Source organism: Psychrobacter cibarius (assembly GCF_016107535.1).
GTDB classification, from domain to species: domain Bacteria; phylum Pseudomonadota; class Gammaproteobacteria; order Pseudomonadales; family Moraxellaceae; genus Psychrobacter; species Psychrobacter cibarius.
In genome coordinates, this window is the sequence record NZ_JABASQ010000017.1 from 29,908 (window position 1) to 54,185 (window position 24,278).

A 24,278-nucleotide genomic window follows, 5' to 3' on the forward strand; every position below is an offset into this window, starting at 1 on the left:
TTGAGTACAAAGATATTATTTCTTTGGTGCATTGGCACCGATGAACCATGCATCTTTGTCGACAGTACGGCTTATTTCCGTTAATAAGTCAGCGGTATCTTCGTCACCCGCATCACCAGCAGCATCAATCCCTTCACGCAATGATGCCGCAATGGTCTTATAACGATTGGTAAGCTCACGAACATGCTGATCAACTTCAGTGATATCAGTAGGGTAAGTCTTTAAGATAGAGTCCTCAACGACGCGTTTAGAAATACCATTGGCTTTACCACCAAGGATAACGATGCGTTCAGCAACCGTATCATAAGCTTCAGTCAAGCGACCATAAGTATCATCTAATAACTGATGAACACCGATAAAGCCAGTACCTTGCAAATTCCAATGACATTGCTTACTGTCCATACTCAAATCAATGAGATTCGCTAGATTAGCGTTCAATAAGTCGATCATTTTCTTTGCGGTTGCGTCATCTATTCCACTTGCGTAACGTTCTCTCATGTTCTACTCCGTTATGTGTATTATTTTAATGAAAATCTCATTTGTTGTTATTGGTATCTTAGTAACCAACTACTTGCTGATTCGTTATAAATAATAGCAGCTTAAATGAAGATTGAAAGCCTCAAGCGTTAGGCTTTATTAGGTGGTCGTGTAATGAGTTTGTTAATCATGAAAAGCTTTGTAAATTTAGTAGTTGCTGTGTGCGTTTTTTATAACGAAGGTACTATTTATTCGTTATAAATAGGGCGCGTGACGTCATGTCTAGATGCTAATATTGTAAGAGAAGGTGACAAGATAAAACCCTTAATTACCTTTAAAAACCCTAGCTTAGACCCCACATTGTAATAAACCTTCAGAAGAAGAAAGCCATTATGCGAATGCCTGAACCGCGCTCGTCGCGTCAGTTAAATCAATTGGCCACTCAGCTCCAAGGTGAAGCTGAAATTAGTGGTGTTAATGCGTCTGGGACGCAAATATCAAGTCGTGCTTTTGAGATGGTCACCGAATTTGAGCCAGCAGGAGATCAACCCCAAGCGATTAAAAAGCTCGTCAACGGTATTAATTCTGGTATGGATGAGCAGTTACTACTGGGTGTAACGGGCTCTGGTAAGACCTATACTATGGCAAAGGTCATCTCTGAGACGCAGCGTCCAACCATTATTATGGCGCATAACAAAACGCTTGCCGCGCAGTTATATGGTGAGTTTAAGTCGTTTTTTCCGAATAACGCCGTTGAGTATTTTGTCAGTTATTACGACTATTATCAGCCTGAGGCTTATGTAGCGGCAAGTGACACCTTTATCGAAAAAGACAGTGCCATTAATGACCATATTGATCAGATGCGCCTGTCAGCGACGCGAGCACTCCTAGAGCGCCGTGATGCAATTATCGTTGCCTCGGTATCGTGTATTTATGGTTTGGGTGATCCAGAAAGTTATTTAAAAATGCTGCTGCACGTCGTCGTTGGGGACAAAATCGATCGCACTGCTACCATTAAACGTCTCGTTGAAATGCAATATACGCGCAATGAGCTAGACTTTGGACGCGGTACGTATCGGCTGCGTGGCGAGCTGTTAGATATTTATCCTGCTGAGTCTGAGCAATTAGCCGTTCGTGTGCATTTATTTGATAATGAAGTGGAGAAAATCACTTGGTTTGATCCATTAACAGGTAAGACGGTACGTAGCGTGCCACGTATTACTATCTATCCAAAATCGCATTATGTGACGCCGCGCAATAAACTAGAAGCTGCCAGTCATACCATTCGTGCTGAGCTAGAGCCGCGTCTGGAGTATTTCCGTGAAAACAATAAACTGATTGAAGCACAGCGTCTGAAAGAGCGTACTCAGTATGACCTTGAGATGATTCAACAGCTTGGCTACTGTAATGGTATCGAAAACTACTCGCAGCATCTGTCAGGTCGTCCATCAGGGGAAGCGCCGCCGACCTTATTTGACTATATTCCAGAAGACGCACTGCTGTTCCTTGATGAGTCACATGTCACTGTTTCGCAAATTGGCGCGATGTATAAAGGCGATAGATCGCGTAAAGAGAACTTGGTCAATTATGGCTTTCGTCTGCCAAGCGCCATGAACAACCGCCCGATGAAGTTTGAAGAGTGGGAGCGTATCAAGCCTAAGACCATTTATGTGAGTGCTACGCCTGCATTGTATGAGCTTGAGCACAGCGAGCAAGTCGTTGAGCAAGTCGTCCGTCCAACGGGTTTGATTGATCCTGAGATTGAGATTCGTCCTGTATTGACACAGGTCGATGATGTGTTATCAGAGATTACCAAGCGCCGAGAAAAAGATGAGCGCGTGCTGATTACCACGTTGACCAAGCGCATGTCAGAGGATTTGACCAGTTATCTAAAAGAGTACGACGTCAAAGTTGCTTATCTGCATTCGGACATCGATACCGTTGAGCGTATGCAGATCATTCATGAGTTGCGGACTGGCGTGCATGATGTATTGGTCGGTATTAACCTATTGCGTGAAGGGCTAGACATGCCAGAAGTGTCATTGGTTGCGATATTTGATGCGGACAAAGAAGGCTTCTTGCGTTCTGAGCGTGCTTTGATTCAGACCATTGGTCGTGCTGCGCGTCACATCAATGGTAAGGCTATCCTTTATGCTGATCGCATTACCAACAGTATGCAAAAGGCGATAGACGAGACCGACCGTCGCCGCGAAAAACAAGTAGCATTTAACCTTGAGCACAACATCACCCCAAAAGGCGCGCGTCGCAGTATCACCGATAAAATCGATACGGGTGACGATCAGAATGCCAATGACAATCAAGTGATTCCTATCAAGAGTAATTTGCCTGATGTGGATATTAGTATCTTACGCAGTCCTGATTTACTGGCGAAAGAAATCAATCGTCTTGAAAAGCTTATGAAGCAAATGTCACGTGACTTGAAGTTTGAAGATGCAGCGAAGACTCGTGATAAAGTGCTAGAGTTAAAGGCGCATTTGATTTAGATGGTAAGGTTTAGAATATAAAAACAGTAGGCGGGTTAACAGATAGTTAGCTCGCTTTTTTTACTTAATAAATATATTAGATCTGATTTGATTTTCTAAATAGTTCTTTTCTGAATTTACCTAGCTGTACTGTCCATTCACAACACAAATCATGAAGTTGGTGCGCTAATGGACGACAACATTCAGGGGTAAAGAATTCAGGATTTGCATATTCCAAAAAATTACCATGGCAAAGATTGTGTCTTATCCGCACTATTTCCACATCAGTTTTATTTGGTTTTTTAGAGTTTAAATTGTCCAAAAACAGACTTTCTTCTGGAAAGGCTAGGGCTTCTATAGGCAGCCCATTATTTTGAGCTGCTAGTAACAGGCTATTGCTTAAAGTAGGTATGTTATCAAGTTCAGTTACTATACATGGCTTTTTAATTTGAGACATAGTTATTCTGAGAGAAGCTTCAATGCCATTTATAAAGCTTGTGCAAGCTGGTAAATAAAGCTCGGAGTCCAATGCCGAAAGTGCTTGAGTAAATAACCAGTGAACTTCAGCACCTAAATTATGATTCAAGAAGAAGAATTTTCTTTCATGTTCTATGCGTATTTTTTGCAAGTAAGACTCTTCTTCGCTCATCATTTCATATGCTCCCTTCATACTTATATATTTCAAAAAATTCATGTGGTCATAACAAATTATAACTATTATATACTCGCCAGTATTAAACGTAGCTTTAAATTTGCTAACTTAAGGCAGGTAGCTGCTCTATATATAAAATCAAAAGGCTGAATAATCATAGCTTAAAAGTATTTTTTGGTAATTTTTGTCCTATTTCTCATAGCAGTATACGTGACGACAAATGACTGTCTGTTGAGTTGAGTTGAGTTGAACTAATATTAGGATTAAAAGGAAGGGCTTCATAGGTGTAAATTAATAACTAATAATTGGTCATATCAAAACTTGTGTTTATACCAAATGCCCCTTAATATGATATCAATGAGCAATATGAACTTATAACAACGGACGTTGAGGCACATAATTCATCATGAAAAATAATAAATTCTTAGAATTAAATGCGAATGAAAACTCACTAGGCATGGCAGATTCTGCCAAACGAGCCATTATAGAATCTTTAGGTGAGGGCTTTCGTTATCCAGATAATCCACGCGCGGCGCTCATTAGCAAAATTGCCACCATCCATGGTGTGGCAGAAAACCAAATCTCCTTAGGCAATGGCTCGACTGAAAATATTCGAGCTACCTTGCAAATGCTGCAAAACAAAGCACTAAAAGCGGGCAAGCATTTTCAGATGGTAATTCCTGTGCCAACGTTTGATTGTGCAGAGATGTATGCAAATTCCATTGGCGTGCCTGTGGTCAAGATACCATTAACCGCTGAAAACTATGATTATGATTTTGCTGAACTACAAAAAGCTGCTGACGATTTTGATGGCATCAGCCTACTTTATATTTGCAATCCAAATAATCCAACGGGCATCATTACATCAACGTCAAAGCTTAAGACTTGGGTAAGTAAGGCACCAGATAACCATTACTTCTTGCTAGATCAAGCGTATTTGGAGTACGTGTCAGACCCAAGCTTTGAAAGTGGGATTGAGTGGGTGAAACAAGGGTTATCAGACAATCTTATTGTTATTCATACTTTCTCAAAGTTATGTGCCTTAGCAGGTATGCGAGTGGGCTACGCGGTTTCTAACCCGCAAGCAATCGAGGCTGTCGAAGCGTTTATGTCTATGGACAACACCAACTTGTCAGGTGCGGTTGCTGCTATTGCCACGCTAAATGATGCCAAGTTTTTAGCGCTAAGTTTGCGCAATACCAATCAGTCGCGCCAGATGATTGAGACAGTATTAGATGACCTTAGATTGCGTTATTTACCCTCACAGACCAATTTTATTTTTCATGAAATAAAAGGTGACTTAAAAACATACATCGATAGAATGCGTGACCATGGCATCAAGGTTGGTCGCGAGTTTCCACCTATTACAGGCTTCAATCGCTTGACGCTTGGCACGCCTGATGAGATGGCAGCATTTATTAAAGTATTAAAGCTGTTCCGTGAAAAAGGCTGGGTCTAAGTAGTGCATTAAAAAACTGCTAATTTGAAATATCGATAAACTAGCAAGACTAAGGCGTGTCCTCAATTCAATCGATTACTTGCTAAATGGGCTAAAAATGGCTAAATTTTGCCAAACATCGTCAAATAGCTTTTTAATATCTTGATATTATTTGCGCTACTTTCCTTGTTTGACGGCAATTTATCTCATGTTTATCACCATTTTTAAAATGAGGACATGGCCTAGTATTAGCAAACATGCTAAGAGTTTTACGAAGTGAGTTGCCTATAGGGTGGCTCTTTTTTATTTAACGGACACTATCAATAAGTGAGCATCTTACTCATAACATCTGCTAACGAGTTTCATCGTTCAGAGCGCTTGTAATCAGGGTAAATGCCACTTACCATAACCATTATTATCCGAATGCATCTCACCATCCATATATAAACCCTACTAAATAATCAGAGTAGCAAAAAAGACGAGCGCAAGTGCTACGTCCGCTGGCTGAGCGAGTTTGACATTGTTCATCGCAAATTTGGTATGGGTATCAATTAGGCGTATTACTATTGTGCTTACCAATCCATTAATAGAATTAAACTCTAACGAAAACTCATTGGGCATGGCAAACTCTGCCAAAAAAGCAGTTATCGATGCTTTAGACATCGGCTTCCGTTATCCAGATGACCAGCGTGCAGCCTTAATCACTAAAGTTGCGAAAATTAATGACGTGACTGAAAGTCAAATATCTCTAGGCAGCGGCTCCAGTGAAAATATCCGCACCGTCGTACAAATGCTGCAAAACAAAGCGTTAAGAGAAGGCAGAAATTTTCAAGTAATTGTGCCGCACCCAACCTTTGCTTATGCGGAATTATATGCAACCTCTATCAATGTGCCCGTGGTAAAAGTAGCACTGATGCCTGAAAGCTATTCTTTTGACTTACAAAATATGCAAAAAGTGGCTGATGATTTTGATGGTATAAGCTTGTTTTATCTCTGCAATCCCAACAATCCTACAGCGACGATTGCTGACACAGATGAGTTAAAAGCGTGGGTAGGAACGGCACCAGACCATCATTATTTCTTGCTAGATGAAGCCTATTCAGAATACGTCACTGACCCAAGTTTTGAGAGTGGAATTGCGTGGATAAGAGAGCAGCGCTCAGACAATATTATCGTGGTTCGGACTTTCTCCAAATTGTGTGCGCTAGCGGGTATGCGTGTCGGCTATGCCGTTGCCAGTCCGCAAATGATCACTGAGCTAGAGGCGTTTATCTCAGTGGATAATACCAATCTGTCTGGTGCTGTCGCCGCGATAGCAACCTTGAATGATGAGGCGTTTTTGGCGTTGAGTTTGCATACTGCCAATCAATCGCGTCAGCTGGTTGAGCAGACGTTGGATGAGCTTGGACTACGCTACTTACCATCACAAGCCAGCTTTATATTTCACGAAATCAAAGGCGATGTACAAACCTATATTGATAGAATGTGCGACCATGGCATCGCTGTTGGTCGCGAGTTTGCGCCTATCACTGGCTTTAATCGTTTGACGCTTGGCAGAGCTGATGAGATGGCAGTGTTTGTTGAGGTGTTGAAATCGTTTCGTGAGAAAGGCTGGGTGTGATTAAGCCAGATAGAGTAGTTTCATCATTAAAAAAGGGGACACGTCCTAGTTTGCCACTTCCTTTTTTTATTGCAATAGGATAAAGGAGCCACAGCTAACATTCTATTTTTACCAACATCAAACGCAGTTTTACATATCCTGTCTTAAAAAATATCACGTCATCTTATAGTATTGATTCATAAAGCACGAACGAACAAGCATGCAGTTGAATGCTTGGTGATAGTCATAAAATCAGTCGTGCTAACGTATATTATAATTTTAAGGTCAGGGATATATCCATGTTTGATATCAAGTCATTTTTTAAGAGAGAAGTAGAAAAAAAACTCATCAATGTAGATGATTATATTTTTATGCCTGAGCGAGTAGAGATGGAGCTGGAGGGCGGAGTATTAAATTGTGTACTCAACAGTGATGGTCGAGTCGATATCTTTTATAGTAAGCAAGGCGTGACAGAGGTCGGCTCGGCATCACGTAAGCATCCCTTTACGGCATTCGAAACCGAACTATATCATGGCGTTTATGATGACGTTATTAATGATTTGATCAAAGAAGTAGATAAGATTATTGATGGCTCTTCTAAGTATTTTAGCCGCAGTAAAATACTGCCTTTTACAGCAGCTTTGTCACAGAATCCAGTCGACAAAAACAAGTTCTAAGCCAAGTTAATAAGATAAGTGATGGTACAAAGACTTAGCAATAAAAAGGGTGGATTATTTATAACGCACCCTTTTTATGGTCTTATTTTAATGTCTTAAAACTTGAATGTTGTGCAACCATATCTACTAAACATCAGTAGATATATCATATTTTATTTCATAAAACTGGTATAGCAACTTTGTAGAGATTTTGCGACGACTTTCGTGACCAGCTGTGTGCGATATTGTGAATCGATAGCAGCATTGCCCAATTCAACGAGTGTCACTTGCTGCGGCGCTTGCTCACTGACGCAGCCACAAACATTACTTTTTACAGCTTCTTGTTGTGTGTCGGTCATAGCCACGCTAGCCACACGCCAAGCAGTTTGCTTTTCAATCTGACTGCGGCATTGGTTATCAATCGCTGATTTAAAGACATTCATACCAATCTCATTGGCAGTACCGATAGCAGTACCTGCATTATTATTCATGCCACCAGTCGTTGTGCATCCAGATAGAGCGAGGGTAGCGAGCATAGCCGTTGATATTAAGATTTTTTTCATGGGTCTGATCCTTTAAGATTTTCATTGGTTTTAAGGTTTATGCTTAATAGAAACTGGCATTTGGTACGAGTTGATGTTTGCTAGTTGACATGTATTTTCTCCAAGCAGGTCGTATATTATCAGCAAAATCAGTGCATGACATTATTAACCACTACTAGCACAGAATGAAGCCATTTTTTATAGAGGATCGATATTATCAATCCAGCCACGCATAAGGGTGATAATATGCATAGGCTTTATAAACAATATAACCAGCAATCATCAATAAACCACCGACGATAAATAACCAAGTGGTGAGGTGTTCCCACGAACAACCATCAAAACGGTGATTAAACGCCGCAGAAATACTGGCGATGAAAAGAATGAGGCAATCCAATAGCAATATCAGTGTTGAGGTGAGCTCATAACTATCTACGCTAAAGTGCAGCATACAAGAATCCATGAATAAAATTTATCTTCCTTTAACGAGTTCATTAACTGAGAGAGGTGAAATATTCATGAAGTATTGCTATATTTGGGTAGCGTATTTATTATTTTCTACTGTAAATACTATTTAGCTTAATAGCATTCTGCGCAAAGCAGCCGATTCAAACCCATATATACGTAACTCAGCACAAAAAAACCAGCTAAGGCAAAGGCTCTTAGCTGGTTTTATTTTATAAAGTTGATGTCAGTTTTTTAACTGCTTTAGACATTTTTACCGTGTTGCTTTTGCTGAATGTCTTTTGCGAGTTTGTAACACTCATTGATGTGGTCATTGGCGATTTTTTTGAAAATCATATAGCCCATTGTAGCAGCAACCATCTGACCTCCCAGTGGGATAAATTTCGTTACTTGTTTGGCAGCGATACGACCACCAAAGCCTTGCACGGTCTTTTTAACAATACCACGTGTCGCCATCAACCCTGCAAAATCGACAGTACGATCTTTCAATGCACCCCAATGAATGGCTCGTGATTCTAAATCAACTGCCGCCTTACGGTCTTCAAGTAAGCCAAATCTCTCGCTAATGTCAGGTAATAGTTGAGTAAGCATACCTGCGTCTACTGCGACATCAAAAAATGGTACAGGAACGATGGCAACACCAGCAGAATATTTGGCACGTTTTTTGACCAACTTTTGACATTCCTTTTTTACTTGTTCAAGATCCAAGCTAGGGTCAATGGTATTTGGTAGTTTTTCAGCCAGTGGTGTGGTTTTCATAAAGCATCCTTATAAATGGTTAAAATAAAAAATCAAATCTCAATAGATAGCAAGTATCTCAGTTGCTTACCATTTTATGGATTTCTGAGCGGCATACAATCATTGCTTTGTAGCAAAATGCAGAAAAATGCAGTCGATATGCACCGTTTTTGTAAATGAAATATTATGCATATTATATGCATAGAGTATGAATTATTTGCTCCATGCTAGTATTAAAATATGGTTTATCACAATGTACTGCAACAAAAAACGATAAACCAAGCCGCCAAAAATTGTCATTGTGACCCTCTGCCAAAGCCAGTAGAATATGCACATGCTAAATTTAACCCCCCGTTATACCAGCACTCGCATCGACGAGTTGCCCGCCGCGCTGCAACCACTTGCCGCCCAATCATTGACGCTTGCCCGCCTGTATGCAGGTCGCGGCATTACTCAGCCTGATGAGCTAGAGACGCAACTCTCTGCGCTATTGCCAGCCGAAATGCTACATGGTGTCACCGAAGCAGTGCGTCTGTTAGACGTCGCCATCGATGACGGTCAGCGTATCCTTATCGTGGGCGATTTTGACTGTGATGGTGCGACCAGTACCGCATTAATGATGCGTGCGCTTACAAAAATGGGGGCATTCGTTGACTTTTTAGTGCCCGACCGTTTTAAGTACGGCTATGGTTTGACACCAGAAATTGTCGAATTGGGTATTGAGAAGTATCATCCTGAGGTGATAGTGACCGTCGATAATGGTATCTCAAGCCATGAAGGCGTGGCTCGTGCGCAAGCCGATGGTATCACCGTGATTATTACTGATCATCATTTGACGACTAAAGAAACACCGCCTGCGGAGGCTGTGGTTAATCCCAATCAGCTCGATTGCCACTTCAGCAGTAAAGCGCTCGTAGGAGTGGGTGTGGCATTTTATGTGCTTGGACGCTTGGCTAAGCTGCGCCGCGAAGCTGGTAAATCTACCGTGCAAGTGAGTCAATATTTGGATTTGGTGGCATTAGGAACGATTGCCGACGTTGGGGTGCTTGATAAAAACAATCGCATTTTAGTGCATCATGGACTGGCGGCTATCCGCCAAGGGCGCTGCTCGCTCGGTATCTTGGCACTCCTTGAACAAGCAGGGCGAGATCCTAAACAGTTGCAGGCACAAGATTTTGGGTTTGTCTTAGGACCTCGTATCAATGCCGCTGGTCGTATGGACAATATGCGCATCGGTATTGAGTGTTTGTTGACGGATGACTGGAGTACGGCGCAGCGTTTGGCGCAAGAGCTTGAGCAGTTAAACCGGGCGCGTCGACAGGTAGAAGGTGAGATGCGCGCGCAAGCGGATAACATCGTACAGACATTAGCCGCTGCGGATACAGACATGGACGATGAGGCTACGGCGGATAACCGTGAAAGCGGCGATGTTATTGTTCAAAATAGATCTGAGAAAAAGACGAATAATAATCATAAACGCAGTATCGTTTTATATCAAGATGATTGGCATCAAGGCGTCATCGGCATTGTCGCTGGACGGTTAAAAGAAAGTCATTATTTGCCAAGTATCGTCTTTGCGCCCGCGGATACAGAGCGTACCGGTGACGATGACCCTATCAAAGGATCGGCGCGTTCTATCGCTGGCGTGCACATTCGTGATGCGATTGAGCAGGTTGCCGAGCGCCATCCTGATTTAATCAGTCATTTTGGTGGTCATGCGATGGCAGCAGGCTTAACGATCAAACGTCGTAACTTTGATGGGTTTGTTATGGCTTTTAATGACGTCATGGCACAGATGAATAATGAGGTGTTTGCTGAGCAAAAATTCACTGATGGCGCGTTGCAGCCGAGTGACTTTAGCTTGTGGTTTGCTGAACATTTAGCCGATGCCAATATTTGGGGTCATGGCTTTGCACCGCCAATATTTGATGGTGTTTTTGAAGTGTTAAGCTTTAAGATATTAAAAGACAAGCACCTTAAACTGTCGCTGCGTTACCCTGATGTGCAATATCCGATTGAAGCAATTCATTTTAACTTTGATAGCGAGATATGGGATTATCGTGCAGAAAAAGTGCATGTATTATTTCAGCTAGACATCAACGAGTGGAACGGCAAACAAAGTCTACAGTTGATGGTAAGGGATTTAGCAGTCATACAGGAATGATGGCATTATCTTATTATAAGATACTTAATAAGTAGCAAATATAGCGTCGACTTTGTTTAAGGTTGACGCTTTTTTAGTATTTCCATTCGATGGTTGGAAACTGCCAGTCATAACGAATGGCGAGCATGCGTAAGGTAAAAATCGTACCCATAGTAGCGATGTCAGCAATCCAAGATGTCACACCCAGATTGTGTAGGGCGAAATAGAGAATGCCGCCAGCCAAGGCTGCCGAAATATAAATCTCTTGCTGCAACACCAGCGGAATCTCATTGCAGATCATATCGCGGATGATACCGCCGACAATAATGGTGATTACCCCAAGTAATAACGCCACGGGCACATTTGCACCCATACTATCGGCAACCTTGATACCGATTAAGGTAAAAACTGACAGTCCAATAGTATCTGAGAGTTTGAGGAACTTATTAACGCGTTTAGAGTTGGGATGAAAGAATATTTGCATCACTAATGAAGAGATGGTGATAACAGTCAGGTAGCTCATATCCACCATCCAAAATAGTGGATGGCGATCTAAAATGACATCACGCACAGTGCCGCCACCGATAGCGGTGACAATAGACACCAGTAAACAACCAAAAACATCGAAATTTTTGTGTTTTGCCAGTATCGTGCCTGAAATGCTACAAGCGATAATACCAATCATATCAAAAAGGTAAATGAGAGAGCGTGGGTCAAACGTAGTGATTAGTGCTGAAGGGTTCAATGCGATAGCCAGCATGAGCAAGTCTCACTAAGTTTGTATGATGATTGTCTGATTATTATAAGCCAATGCAGTAGAGTTATGGCGTGTCCTCATTTTAAAAATGGTGATAAAAATGAGATAAATTACCGTCAAACAAGGAAAGTAGCGCACATAATATCGAGATATTAAGAAGCTATTTGACGATGTTTGGCAAAATTTAGCCATTTTTAGCCCATTTAGAAAGTAAACGATTGAATTGAGGACACGCCCTAGTGTTTAAACCATATATATCGGTCTTATTTCACCAAACGTATAGAAGGCAGGTGCCAATCAAAACGTAATGCTAGCATCCGTACAGCAAAGATAACGCCCAGCATAACAAATTCATTCAATCCAGCATTTACACCCAAACGATCAAGCAGCAGATAAGTGATCGAACCTACAATACTAGCAGAGATATAAATCTCGCGTTGAAGTAACAGTGGTATCTCATTACAGATGATATCGCGTAGCAGACCACCAATAATAGCCGTCCAAACCCCCATCATAATAGCGATAATAGCTGACATATCTTGTGTCAATGCTATCTTAAAACCAATCACGCTAAAAGCCGCCAACCCAATGGCATCAAACAGCTTCAATGCCTTATCAATCTTATGATACAGATGAAAGAATATTTGTAAAATAAGCGATGTCACTGTGATGACGATCACATAATTGAGGTCAGTCATCCAAAATAATGGATGACGGTCTAGCGCCATATCACGTAGTGTACCGCCGCCGATAGCATTGACCATCGCAACCAAGATACAGCCAGCAATATCAAAGCCTTTGTGCTGTGCCAGCAGTGTACCTGCGATCGCACAAGCAATCACACCAACCATATCTAATAAATATAATAAAATATCAGGAAAAATTAAATCATTAACCATGATTATATTACCAATATAATGGCCATCAAAATAGATTGGCTGGGCTGGGCTGGGCTGGGCTGGGCTGGGTTAGATTAGGTTAGTTTTGAAGTTGCTTATATCAATAATTTAAATAGAGTTAACCTAACTTTAGGTAGTAGTTTAGCCATCTTTTGCAAATAGAATAAGCCCAATGATAATCAGAGCAATACCTATTAAACCCATCGCTGATGGCAGGGTATTATTGAGCAATAGCATACCGCCAATTAAGGCAAATATCACTTCACTTGCCTGAGTGGCATCAACCCCAGCCACTTCGCTTGAAGTTTCCGCTTTTTCACGGGCATATAAAAAGATACTGGTTGCCGCCACGCCTGCCAATAGAGCCACAAGTAAGGTATTGAATACCTGCTTAGTATCAGGAAAATCCGGATGAACGACAAGACCCAAAACCAACCAAAATGGCAGACTGCCCAAGGTCATTAACCATACTTTGTTAAAGGCATTTTGTAGGAGGGTGGTTTTGATAGCAGGTATACGTGCGATTAAAGTTTGCAGCACAGAGCTCGGCAAGGTTTGAGCAGAGTGGTTAAGGTTTAAGGAATTGACCACATCTGCCGTGCGATTCATATCGGCAGACAATGCAGGTGCTTCTGTAATAAGTGAGGTGGTTTTTTTACTAATCTCGTTGGCTTGGATAACGCTTTTTTGAGTGCTAGTAGGCTCGGCATTACGCTTGCGTGCATTGTAAGATACCTGCCAAACCAACTGGTTACCAATGGGATAGCTAAAGGCGGCTATTAGGGCAGGCACGGCACCATAAAGCAGCATATCTTTCATAGGCACTGCATCAGCATCTAGCAAAGAAGCGGCATCCAGTCCTTCACTGATATTGACTAGTACCACGCCAGCAAATACTAATAACGCATATGCAATGAATTTTTTATCAAAACGTTGTCCGAATGCTAGCAAAACGAGTAGGCTTGCAACCACTGTAAACATAAAAGTCGCGGCGACTACCCAGCCTGCGACATGATCAGCCGCGTAGCATATTCCTGTATAAAAAATTCCAAAACCAATACTGCCCGTAATACACCAAAAGCCCCAATGTTGACGGAATATAGTCATCAGCTCTGTAATACGCCCAAAACCATGCTGCATAATTATAATAGCCGTGAGTATTAGCCACATAAATGCATAGCGAAGGCTAGCTGACCAAAACCAATGCCCACCAGCCGCACTCATAACTTCGTTCAACACAAACGTCGAGCTAAAAAATGCCCCCGATAGTAAGCCCAATAAAATGAGTTTGACCATACCTATATTCCTATCCTTGGGTCGCTATTTATGTTGAATATCCATTTAGATGATTGGACTATTATTTGCCTTTAGCATCTGCCCAGATGATTTTATGCAGTTGCAATTGGAAGCGTACGGGCAGCGCGTCAGCCAACATCCATTCTGCAAGTTCGCGCGCCAACACAGGTACATCGGGGCTGACTTCCTCGTCGATATCCTCTGCGACATTAAACATCGGCGAAAACCAAACCGTATCGACCAATTCATTTAATTTATGCTCAGACAGCTTGGTTTTCGCCCAGTCGTAATCTTCACGATTCATAATGACAAATTTAATTTGGTCATGCTGAGTGAGGTGGTCGAGATTTGACCATAGATTCTTATCGACTTCGCCTGAGCTTGGCGTTTTGAGATCCATGACTTTACTGACCGCTTTTGGCACGTTTGCTACCGTGAGCGCGCCTGCGGTTTCAAGCGAGATTTCATAACCGTCGCTCAGTAAGCGCTTCATTAGCTCAATGGCGTTCGGCTGAGCTAAAGGCTCGCCGCCAGTCAGACAAATACGCTTGCAAGGATAGCTTTTGATGGTCTCTATAATGGTTTCTAGCGACTGCCGCTCGCCGCCAGTAAAGGCGTATTCAGTATCGCAATAGACACAGCGAAGTGGACAGCCGGTCAAGCGTACAAATATCGTTGGCAAGCCTGAGGTCAGCGCTTCACCTTGTAAAGAATAAAAGATTTCTGTCAAACGTAGACCCGCTTCAGGGTCAGTGACAGGAATGGCGGCGGTGCGTAATAGTGATTCACTCATAATATGTCAAATACAGTTAAAGATTGCTAATGGGATGAGGCATTTATCAATCGTAATAAAAAGGCAGGTTCAGGTATGGGCGTTTTGCGTTTGGATAAAGCCAAACCAAAAAAAGGGATTATAACGCACCACCCTCTATTAAGCTGCAAAAAAGACGCTGAAGTTTTCTTCAGCGTCTTTAATAAGGAGGATCTGTCGCTGTCCGTACGGTTTGGGTACGAGACTCTAAGTATTAAAAATACTAAGCTAAACGCAATAGCTCATTGACTGATGTTTTAGCGCGGGTTTGTGCATCGACTTTTTTGACGATGATAGCAGCATATAAGCTATGCGTACCATCTTCTGATGGCAAGCTACCCGGTACGACAACAGAGCCTGCTGGTACACGGCCACGATGAATCTCACCCGTTTCGCGATCATAAATGCGCGTTGATTGACCAATAAATACACCCATCGAAATAACAGCGCCTTCTTCGACGATTACGCCTTCAACGATTTCAGAACGCGCACCGATGAAGCAGTTGTCTTCGATGATAGTTGGATTCGCTTGTAATGGCTCTAATACGCCGCCGATACCAACGCCACCTGATAAATGAACATTTTTACCAATTTGGGCACATGAACCCACGGTCGCCCACGTATCTACCATCGCGCCTTGATCGACATACGCGCCGATGTTGACATACGACGGCATCAATACCGCGCCTGCTGCGATGAAAGAGCCTTTACGAGCAACGGCTGGTGGTACAACGCGTACGCCAGCTTCTTTGAACTGTGCTTCGGTCCAGTTGGCAAACTTAGTCGGAACTTTGTCATAGAATTGCACATGTTCGCCCGCTGCCTGAACATAGTTGTCGTTTAAGCGAAAAGAGAGCAAAACGGCTTTTTTTGCCCACTGATTGACGACCCATTCGCCATCCTTTTTTTCTGCAACGCGCAATGTACCGTTATCTAGTTGCTCAAGCACTTGATTAATAGCATCACGCACGTCTTGTGGCATCGTGCTTGGGCTGTATTCGTTGCGTTTTTCAAAGGCTTGTTCGATGGTTTGTTGTAATGACATAAAGGTTCCTAAAGTTAGTGGAAGGTAAAGCATATATTATCGTTAAATAACTCGCATGACTTGGCGTAAAAACTTGCTTACCGTATTGTCGCTAATTTGGCGACTTTTAGCAAACGAGTTAACCGCCAAGATGAGCGCTGCTGTTAATTGTCTGAGCTATGGCTTTCTATCCATTCTAAGATATCTTCATAGACTGTTTGGTGGTCTTTTTCATGCAAAGGCTCATGACGCATATTTGGGTAGAGTTGGATATCTACTTGACTGAAATTTTGCTTGTTTAAGCGCGTAACAATTTTGCGAATGCCGTTGCCCATATCTCCGATAGGATCATCTTCGCCGCTGATAAATAGCATCGGGAAGTTTTTTGGAATAGTCATTGCCCAGCCTTTGTTTAAGCCAGTTTCCATCAGAAAGAATAATGTCATAAAGCCATTATTGGTGAAATCAAAGCCCGTCAATGGATCTGCTTCATAGGCTTCAATGGCGGCAGGATTTTCAGTTAACCACGCAAATTCTGATGAAGAGATGCGATCTTCAAGCTTACTATTCAAGACTTTATTCATCACCTTGGCAAACATTGCATTTGGTTTTTTGGGTGCTACTTTTGCCAGTACTTTATTGACTGGGAGTAGTACTTTAGTCAAGGGGTTGGCATCTGCTGTACCCATCAAAATAGCACCTGTAAAATTGTGTGCATGGTGCTTTAGGACATTACGCACAATAAACGAGCCCATAGAGTGACCCATTACAAAGTGTGGCACGTCAGGATGGCGGTTTTTTAAGCTATCTGCCATGACAATGACGTCTTTTAGCAGGGACTGTACTGGATGCTCTTCACCAAAAAAACCTAAATCTGCTGATGTTTTGACGGTCTTTCCATGTCCCAAATGGTCATAAGTTGCCACTGCGATACCATTATCCGCTAAAAACTGAGCGAAGTCTGCGTAACGTCCGCTATGCTCTGCCATACCGTGGACAATTAGTAACGTGGCTTTTACCGCTGTGTTTTCATGGCTTGGTACAAAAAAATTATGATGCAAGTAATGAATATTATCTGAGGAGAGAATGTGGTCGTTACCTGTATCGGTGTTGATACTCATATAGGGTTCCTTAAACAGTTTTAATGAATGTTTTTAATAAATAGCTTTAACGGTTCATCATCTTAATGAATAGCAGGCATGATGATTTGAAATCGCCTGCTAAAATTTGGCTTATTATACGGCGCTTACCATGAACTATTGTACTGGACGTTGGTAAATCGTTTGACCTTCTTTAATGGTTGTGATGACTTTAATGTCTTTTAGCTTGCTTGCCTCTATGGTTAATGGGTTGGCATCTAAGATAACCAAATCAGCCAGTTTTCCGGGCGTCAAGGTGCCTTTGCTGTCTTCTTCAAAATACTCATAAGCGGCATTGCTGGTAATGGCTTTTAACGCTTGATACGGCGTCGCTCGCTCATTTTTACCGATGATTTTACCTGAGCGCGAAGTGCGATTGACTGCTGACCAGACTGTAAATAGCGGGTCAACAGGTGTCACTGTGTCATCAGAGTGATTGGAGTATCTAAGTCCCATTCTATCAGCAGTGGCAATCGGGCTTGAAAAGTCGGCACGTTTTTTACCTAAGTTTTTAACGTGTACGTCTCCCCAAAAGTAAGTATGGTTGGTAAAGAAGGACGGCAGCATATTGTATTTTTTGAATGCGGCTAGCTGATCAGGTCGGGCAAATTGAGCATGAATGGGCACAGTACGGCGATCTTTATCAGCTGCTTGACCAGTCTTTTTGACCGCATACTCGTGTGCCTTGATGAGCATATCGGTTGCGCCATCACCATTATTATGGATAAAGAGTTGATTGTCACGAGCATAGGCTTTGACAAACATCTCGTTCAGCTGATCTTGGCTGACACTTGGTAAACCACGGCAGTCCTTTTCACAATCTGGAACTGGCGTGAGATAAGGTTGGCTAAAATAGGCGGTCTTGCCTTGTGGCGAGCCATCTGCAACGATTTTGGTACCCTGTACTTTAAAACCGTTTTTATAGGTTTTCCATACGAATTTTTTATCAGCCAAATTCTCATCTAGGTCACTCACTCCTGCTAGTGCGACCAAGTCAATTTTAAGTTTGCCTGCATCGGCTTGTTTTTGAAAAAACTGAATGGTATTACGAGCTGTCGAACCGTTATGCGCCGTCGTTATGCCATTCTTTGCATAATATTCTTGCGTCTGCTCAAAGAATTTGCCTTGATTCGGCGCTAACACTTCTAGCATATTGCGCACGAACGGATACATCGCCGTTTCTTGTACGAGACCGTTTGGTTCACTAGAGCCTTTAATTCGAGCAATATTACCGCCCGCTGGATTTTTACTGTCAGCAGTGATATTCATCATGGCCAGCGCCTTGCTGTTTGCGACGCCCATGTGACCACTCGTGTGTTGTAAATAAACTGGATTGTTTGGCAATACTTTATCAATTTCGCTTTTGGTCGGATGATGCCCCTCAGCGAGCTGAGTTTCATCATAACCCCAACCAAAGATCCAGTCGCCATCAGCAATGTTATTGTCCACTTTATAATCTTTTAGCGTTTGCATCATTTTAGGAATACTATCGACTTGACCGATGGGCGGCGGGTTGAGATTGACCTGACCCATGGTGTTCGACACCATATCAAAATGACTGTGCGGATCGATAAAGCTGGGTAATAAGGTTTTATCTTGTAGATTAATCTGTGCGGCATTTTTATATTTCGATTGCGCCTCTTGTAAATTGCCCACATAGGCAATCTTGCCCGCTTGGGTGACTAAGGCTTCGGCCATTTGTGGCTGATCGTCCTCCATCGTGATGATGTTGCCATTGTAATAGACAGTTGCTGAGTTGCTCATATCCTTGGGCGCGGTCTGCATGGTAGTGCAACCTATGACACTCATTAATCCAATGCTCAGTACAGTTGGTTTTAGTAATGTGCTCATATTCATTACGTTATCCTTAAAAGGTGATTTGATGCTTACATCCGTGTGTCATAAGCATTGGTACGTGGTGAGTTTTCTATATTCTAAAAGTATTTATATTTTATCAGTGACTGTTGTTTTAAAAGATATGAATGTTGCAACCAATTTAGCGATAAAGCCTTGTGCGGTCAATGCTATTTAAGAGTTTTGTACTGACAACTGTGGCATTGCCAATTGAATGAGAAGGTCGATCTATAAATCTGCTGAATATAATATCTTAAAAGCCAAATTAACAAGTGCTGTATGACATCCTACGAGACGTCATGCTCATTTGGCATAAAAGATGAAAATTACGATATTAGTTGTCAATATTGTTTCACAATCAGGTATGATTAATTAGATAAAACGTAAAGTGATAAGGCTAATAATAAGATGATTGTTTTATGAAATAGTCATAAAAAGCAATTGCTTGCGTGTGAATTTGTCTTTTTTAACCTTTTATTTTTGCGTTATTATTCTTGCTTTAGAGGTGCTACTAACAGGTTTTTATACCATTATGAAATCAACTATCGAATTACTCGAGCACACGGATTTCCCAGCGATCAAACGTCGTGAGTTAACCACGCTACAGGTCAATATGGGTTACTTATGCAATATGTCTTGTGTGCATTGTCATGTGGCTGCCAGTCCTTACCGCACAGAGATGATGTCGCGTGAGTTGGTTGAGTTGATTCTAGAAGTCTTGCAAGCAAAAAATATAGAGACGCTTGATTTAACGGGCGGTGCGCCTGAGATGCACGAAGACTTTAAGTATTTGGTCACAGCCGCGCGCGCCTTGGGTGTAAAAGTGATTGATCGCTGTAATCTAACTATCCTGATGGAAGAAGGCTTTGAGGACATAGCACAGTTTTTGGCAGACAATGCGGTCGAAGTGGTGGCTTCTCTGCCATGTTATTCATTAGAAAATGTCGATAAGCAGCGCGGCAAGGGCGCATTTGATGACAGTATATTGGGACTGCATAAACTCAATGCGCTTGGCTACGGCAAGAAAGGGTCGGAGCTCACGCTGAACCTCGTTTATAACCCGCAAGGTGCTACGCTACCGCCCAATCAGCAGCAACTAGAAGCAGATTATAAGCACGAGTTAAAAGAACATTTCGATATCGAATTCCATCAGTTATTTGCCTTGACCAATATGCCTATTCAGCGTTTTGGTGCGGTGCTATTGGCTAAAAACCAATTCCATCCCTATATGGATTTGCTCAAAGCCAATTACATGGCTGCCAATTTAACCGAAGTCATGTGCCGATCGACCATCAGTGTTAATTGGTTAGGAGAATTGTTTGATTGTGACTTTAACCAGCAATTAAAGATTCCAGTGCCCAACAAGTCCCGTCGGCATCTAAGCGATTTGTTAACGCAAAATTCTGCTGGCGATGACATTGCCATTGCAGATCATTGCTATGGCTGTACGGCAGGGCAAGGAAGTAGCTGCGGTGGTGCGCTAGAAGAAGAGACAACAGATCGGACGATAGAAGAAATATCCTCGATTTAACCGGAGTCAATCATGTCAGTATTTAATAGTACAAGACTTAATAGTAAAAGCCTTTTTTTAAGCAGTGGTTTATTAATCAAAACGGCAGTGACCACTTCTATCATGTTAGCCAGTATGGCAAGTTATGCGGATTTTAATCACAGCACTTGGGATAGTTTACTGAATAAAAACGTCACCATGACCAATGGTGGCAAAGCCTCAGTCGTTAATTACAACGGTATGAAAGCAGATCAAAGCAAACTTGATAGCTACATGGCGGCGACTGGTAAAATCAGCCAATCGGAATTTAACGCTTGGAGTAAAGATGAGCAATTAGCATTTTTGATCAATGTCTATAATGCTGGAACGGTAGAGCTGGTTTTGACCAAATATCCTAACATCAAGTCGATTAAAGATATTGGTGGAATATTTGGTTCGCCATGGAAACAGGATTTCGTCACGCTATTAGGCAAGAAGCGCTCGCTTGATGACATCGAGCACAATCTAATCCGTGGCTCAAAACGCTACAACGAACCACGTATTCACTTTGCGGTGAACTGTGCGAGTATCGGCTGTCCTGCGCTATTAAATGATGCTTTTACAGGGAGTAAATTAGATAAACAATTAGAGCAAGTGACGAGTAAATTCCTCGCGGATAGCAGTCGCAACCGTCTCAAAGGTAATACGTTAGAGATATCACCAATTTTTAAATGGTATAAAGAAGACTTTGAGACTAACTGGCGCGTTACTAATGATTTAGAAGGGTTTTTGGCTCGTTACAGCTCATCTTTAGGGCTTAATAAATCGCAAACCACTGAGCTAAAAGCAGGAAAAATGAAGATTGGTTATACCGATTATAATTGGAGCCTTAATAAGAAATAATGGTAACAACAAGTAAGAGTACTGCTAACTATGACGGCTATGGCGACGGTTTCTATCATTATTCCAGTACTCAATGAGGCAGATAATTTGCCTTTATTGTTTGATAATATCAATAGGCTAAATCCAAACCCACAGCAAGTGATAGTGGTCGATGGTGGTTCAAACGATGATTCTATTGACATAATCCAAAGTTTTATTAATAAATTAATACCTGATAATGATTGTAAAATTGATTGGCAAATGACTGAGTCTAAAGCAGGGCGCGCGCTGCAAATGAATACAGGCGCAGCGTTAGCAACTAGCGATGTATTGCTATTTTTGCACGCCGATATGCAATTGCCAATGGATGCTATAGAGAGCGTTTCTGAAGCGATGAAACGGGCAGAGTGGGGACGTTTTGATGTGCAAATAGCCAGTCGCCAGCTCATGCTAAAATTGGTCAGTCAGATGATCAATTGGCGCTCACGGTTGAGCGGAATCGCGACAGGCGACCAAGCCATTTTTATTAGCCAGTCTTTATTTGAGCGAATCGGTAATTATCCTAACCAAGCCTTAATGGAAGATGTTGAGCTTTGCAAACAGTTAAAAGGTATTGCTAAACCTGCTTGTTTAAAAAGTAAAGTCATCACATCAGCAAGACGCTGGCAACAGCATGGCACTTGGCGGACGATTCTTTTGATGTGGCATCTACGCTTTGATTATTGGCGTGGCGTTTCGGCCGATAATATCAAAGCGCGTTATTATAAATAAAAGTACAAACTCTTACCATGAATCAAAAACCACAAACTTGTGTTATCCTTTTCGCCAAATTCCCCGCACAGGGCATGGCAAAAACGCGCTTGCAACCCGCGCTTGGCATTGAAGGTGCTGCGCAAATGGCACGTAGACTGCTATTGCATAGTATAGAACAAGCCGTCGCCACTGGCTTCACGGTTGAGTTATGTGTCAGTCCTGCGCCGACAGATCCATGCTGGCAAGCGCTTAATTTACTTGACTCGCTGCAATGGTCAGCACAAGCAGATGGTGATTTGGGTTTGCGTATGTTAACCGCCAGTCAGCAAGCATTAACACGTTTCGAGCACGTTATTTTGATAGGTACGGACTGTCCTAATCTTACAACCATTCGTATTCGACAGGCTGCCCAGCAGTTAGAAACACAAGATAGCGTCATGATTCCCGCTTTTGATGGTGGTTATGTGCTGTTTGGTTTTAAGCAAGTTGCTGCTCGTTTATTTAGCACTATCGAATGGAGTACGGCGAGCGTAGCAAAGATTACTCAACAGCGCTTGGCAGAATTGAGCTGGTCTGTAGCGTTGTTAGCGCCTTTGCCTGATATTGATGAGCCTGAAGATTTACCGTATTTACCTGAAGGTTGGCTTGATGATTGCAAGTTTATTGAGAACTAATAACTGAGAACGCCTTATCATTTAGGGTTTTTAGGTATGAAAAAGCCATCGAGCTATTTTGTTGACCCTATTAGGTTGATTATAGTTCGATGGCTTTTCGATAATCACAAATTGGTATCGTTAAGGCAGTAATGCTGAAAGTCTGGTTTTAGTCTCTTCGCTCATCGCCTCAATAGGCGTGACTAACGCTTGTGCTAAAGCATTATGAGCAATTGATTTAGGCTGTTCTACAGCGAGTAGGGCGACCGCCTGCTTAATCACTGCTTGAGCGTTTTCAGCATTTTTCATTAGGTTTCTTATGGCATAGTCTGCACTAACGGCTTCTTCGGTAGGGTGCCAACTATCAAAGTCTGTGACCAATGCGAGCGTTGCGTAAGCCATACTTGCTTCACGAGCAAGCTTAGCCTCTGGCATATTGGTCATACCGATGATATCCGCTTGCATCTGTCGATACCAGTGTGATTCTGCACGAGTGGAGAACTGTGGCCCTTCGATACAGATATAAGTGGCTTTTGCATGACATTGACCTTGAGCTATCTGCGCCTGAGCATAAGCACGCGTTAGAATATCCGCGACTTTAGGACATAAAGGATCAGCCATCGCGACGTGTGCCACTGCACCTTCCCCAAAAAAACTGCTGTTTCTATGCTTAGTCATATCGATCATTTGATCGGGAATGACCATATCTAAGGGTTTAAGCGCTTCTCTTAATGAGCCCACTGCCGATACCGAAATGACGTAGCGTACCCCCAAAGTTTTGAGGGCATAAATATTGGCACGATAAGGCACTTCGGAAGGGGTGAATTTGTGACCTTGACCATGACGAGTTAGAAAGGCGACCGTCACGCCATTTAATTCACCTAAGACAATATCATCAGAGGGTTTGCCGTAAGGTGTCGATATGCTGACACTACGTTTATTGGTTAAATCTTGCATCTGATAAAGACCACTACCGCCAATGATGGCGATATCAGCAGATACTGATACCGATACTTCCGCTGACTTTTCTACACTAAATACTGCCATAAAGGTTTTCCATATTTTTAGAGTAACAGATAACGTTGCCAATATATGTGGTGACGAATTTATAAATTTAGACGGGATCTACTTTAAGTTAGCTGCCTTACGAGATAACCGCTTAGGTTTTATATATAAAATAAATCCTACAGTATGATAAAAATGCATTAAGAGCTACCATCTAGTCATTTTATATCAGTATTTTTTGGTCAAATAACCTCGTTTATATTTAGATGATTATAAAGGTTTACAATAGACACAGACTTTGTTTAAATGAATTTTCTAATGAAACATTGTTCCGCATAGCAAAACTATATTTGGCTATTGATTCATTACAAGAACTGCTGCGCCCTTACTTAAATAGCTTCGCATACAAAGTGTGAGTGTAGAGGGAATCTGGATGGCAGTTTATTTATAGCAAGAATTGCTATATTATTACAGGTCTGTAACGCATCACTATTGATATATTGGTGCCGTTAAGTGTATTAA

The 24,278-nt window shown here is 42.0% G+C and carries 22 protein-coding genes; 9 read left to right on the top strand and 13 right to left on the bottom strand.

Annotation, left to right across the window (positions count from 1 at the left end; all coding sequences use genetic code 11):
• Positions 1 to 15 precede the first annotated feature (15 nt).
• On the bottom strand, positions 16 to 498 hold the full coding sequence (gene dps / locus JFC08_RS10055) for a DNA starvation/stationary phase protection protein Dps (protein ID WP_198330591.1): 483 nt from the start codon (positions 496 to 498) through the stop codon (positions 16 to 18).
• 371 nt (positions 499 to 869) lie between these two features.
• Between dps and uvrB the strand changes: the two genes are divergently transcribed.
• The gene (uvrB, locus tag JFC08_RS10060; RefSeq protein WP_198330592.1) at positions 870 to 2,981 is read left to right on the top strand and encodes an excinuclease ABC subunit UvrB; all 2,112 of its coding nucleotides are present in this window, start codon (positions 870 to 872) and stop codon (positions 2,979 to 2,981) included.
• 76 nt (positions 2,982 to 3,057) lie between these two features.
• Here the strand turns inward: uvrB and JFC08_RS10065 are convergent, their stop codons facing one another.
• Positions 3,058 to 3,612 (bottom strand): hypothetical protein, encoded by a 555-nt coding sequence (locus JFC08_RS10065; RefSeq protein WP_227697726.1) that lies wholly within the window; start codon positions 3,610 to 3,612, stop codon positions 3,058 to 3,060.
• A gap of 406 nt (positions 3,613 to 4,018) precedes the next feature.
• Here JFC08_RS10065 and JFC08_RS10070 point away from each other — a divergent pair, with 406 nt between their 5' ends.
• From JFC08_RS10070 to JFC08_RS10080, 3 genes are all read left to right on the top strand, one after another.
• On the top strand, positions 4,019 to 5,071 hold the full coding sequence (locus JFC08_RS10070) for a pyridoxal phosphate-dependent aminotransferase (protein ID WP_198330593.1): 1,053 nt from the start codon (positions 4,019 to 4,021) through the stop codon (positions 5,069 to 5,071).
• 547 nt (positions 5,072 to 5,618) lie between these two features.
• On the top strand, positions 5,619 to 6,671 hold the full coding sequence (locus JFC08_RS10075; RefSeq protein WP_244656503.1) for a pyridoxal phosphate-dependent aminotransferase: 1,053 nt from the start codon (positions 5,619 to 5,621) through the stop codon (positions 6,669 to 6,671).
• A gap of 278 nt (positions 6,672 to 6,949) precedes the next feature.
• Positions 6,950 to 7,327: a hypothetical protein gene (locus JFC08_RS10080; RefSeq protein WP_055123844.1), complete on the top strand. Its 378-nt coding sequence runs from the start codon at positions 6,950 to 6,952 to the stop codon at positions 7,325 to 7,327.
• Between the two features lie 152 nt (positions 7,328 to 7,479).
• Here the strand turns inward: JFC08_RS10080 and JFC08_RS10085 are convergent, their stop codons facing one another.
• The 3 genes from JFC08_RS10085 to JFC08_RS10095 form a co-directional block, all read right to left on the bottom strand.
• Positions 7,480 to 7,869 (bottom strand): hypothetical protein, encoded by a 390-nt coding sequence (locus JFC08_RS10085; protein ID WP_045451282.1) that lies wholly within the window; start codon positions 7,867 to 7,869, stop codon positions 7,480 to 7,482.
• 196 nt (positions 7,870 to 8,065) lie between these two features.
• The gene (locus JFC08_RS10090; RefSeq protein ID WP_198330594.1) at positions 8,066 to 8,299 is read right to left on the bottom strand and encodes a hypothetical protein; all 234 of its coding nucleotides are present in this window, start codon (positions 8,297 to 8,299) and stop codon (positions 8,066 to 8,068) included.
• Positions 8,300 to 8,556: 257 nt separating this feature from the next.
• Entirely contained in the window at positions 8,557 to 9,072 is a 516-nt protein-coding gene (locus tag JFC08_RS10095) for a hypothetical protein (RefSeq protein WP_055123847.1), read from the bottom strand.
• Between the two features lie 313 nt (positions 9,073 to 9,385).
• Here JFC08_RS10095 and recJ point away from each other — a divergent pair, with 313 nt between their 5' ends.
• A complete protein-coding gene (gene recJ / locus JFC08_RS10100) occupies positions 9,386 to 11,215 on the top strand; it encodes a single-stranded-DNA-specific exonuclease RecJ (protein WP_198330595.1) in 1,830 nt (609 codons plus the stop codon).
• Between the two features lie 73 nt (positions 11,216 to 11,288).
• Here recJ and JFC08_RS10105 read toward each other — a convergent pair whose 3' ends face one another.
• From JFC08_RS10105 to JFC08_RS10135, 7 genes are all read right to left on the bottom strand, one after another.
• Positions 11,289 to 11,954 (bottom strand): trimeric intracellular cation channel family protein, encoded by a 666-nt coding sequence (locus JFC08_RS10105; RefSeq protein ID WP_198330596.1) that lies wholly within the window; start codon positions 11,952 to 11,954, stop codon positions 11,289 to 11,291.
• A 260-nt stretch (positions 11,955 to 12,214) separates the two neighbouring features.
• Positions 12,215 to 12,850 carry a trimeric intracellular cation channel family protein gene (locus JFC08_RS10110; protein WP_193007591.1) on the bottom strand — a complete coding sequence of 212 codons (636 nt, stop codon included), beginning with the start codon at positions 12,848 to 12,850 and terminating at the stop codon, positions 12,215 to 12,217.
• A 141-nt stretch (positions 12,851 to 12,991) separates the two neighbouring features.
• Entirely contained in the window at positions 12,992 to 14,146 is a 1,155-nt protein-coding gene (locus tag JFC08_RS10115) for a multidrug resistance efflux transporter family protein (RefSeq protein WP_198330597.1), read from the bottom strand.
• A gap of 61 nt (positions 14,147 to 14,207) precedes the next feature.
• Complete coding sequence (gene queE / locus JFC08_RS10120) at positions 14,208 to 14,939, bottom strand: 7-carboxy-7-deazaguanine synthase QueE (RefSeq protein WP_109589178.1); 732 nt, start codon at positions 14,937 to 14,939, stop codon at positions 14,208 to 14,210.
• Between the two features lie 241 nt (positions 14,940 to 15,180).
• Positions 15,181 to 16,002: a 2,3,4,5-tetrahydropyridine-2,6-dicarboxylate N-succinyltransferase gene (gene dapD / locus JFC08_RS10125; RefSeq protein ID WP_193007586.1), complete on the bottom strand. Its 822-nt coding sequence runs from the start codon at positions 16,000 to 16,002 to the stop codon at positions 15,181 to 15,183.
• 143 nt (positions 16,003 to 16,145) lie between these two features.
• Positions 16,146 to 17,102 (bottom strand): alpha/beta fold hydrolase, encoded by a 957-nt coding sequence (locus JFC08_RS10130; protein WP_198330598.1) that lies wholly within the window; start codon positions 17,100 to 17,102, stop codon positions 16,146 to 16,148.
• A 135-nt stretch (positions 17,103 to 17,237) separates the two neighbouring features.
• Positions 17,238 to 18,971 (bottom strand): amidohydrolase, encoded by a 1,734-nt coding sequence (locus JFC08_RS10135; protein WP_198330599.1) that lies wholly within the window; start codon positions 18,969 to 18,971, stop codon positions 17,238 to 17,240.
• Between the two features lie 535 nt (positions 18,972 to 19,506).
• On the opposite strand from JFC08_RS10135, the gene arsS reads away from it, so the two are divergent.
• From arsS to JFC08_RS10155, 4 genes are read left to right on the top strand one after another with little or no spacing between them, the layout of a single operon-like run.
• Positions 19,507 to 20,505: an arsenosugar biosynthesis radical SAM (seleno)protein ArsS gene (gene arsS, locus JFC08_RS10140; RefSeq protein WP_198330600.1), complete on the top strand. Its 999-nt coding sequence runs from the start codon at positions 19,507 to 19,509 to the stop codon at positions 20,503 to 20,505.
• A 12-nt stretch (positions 20,506 to 20,517) separates the two neighbouring features.
• Entirely contained in the window at positions 20,518 to 21,366 is an 849-nt protein-coding gene (locus JFC08_RS10145) for a DUF547 domain-containing protein (RefSeq protein ID WP_198330601.1), read from the top strand.
• A 39-nt stretch (positions 21,367 to 21,405) separates the two neighbouring features.
• Complete coding sequence (locus JFC08_RS10150; protein WP_244656504.1) at positions 21,406 to 22,116, top strand: TIGR04283 family arsenosugar biosynthesis glycosyltransferase; 711 nt, start codon at positions 21,406 to 21,408, stop codon at positions 22,114 to 22,116.
• Between the two features lie 17 nt (positions 22,117 to 22,133).
• Positions 22,134 to 22,772, top strand: a complete 639-nt coding sequence (locus tag JFC08_RS10155; RefSeq protein ID WP_198330603.1) for a TIGR04282 family arsenosugar biosynthesis glycosyltransferase — start codon at positions 22,134 to 22,136, stop codon at positions 22,770 to 22,772.
• 120 nt (positions 22,773 to 22,892) lie between these two features.
• Here JFC08_RS10155 and mtnP read toward each other — a convergent pair whose 3' ends face one another.
• Entirely contained in the window at positions 22,893 to 23,798 is a 906-nt protein-coding gene (gene mtnP / locus JFC08_RS10160; RefSeq protein ID WP_198330604.1) for an S-methyl-5'-thioadenosine phosphorylase, read from the bottom strand.
• Positions 23,799 to 24,278: the final 480 nt, after the last annotated feature.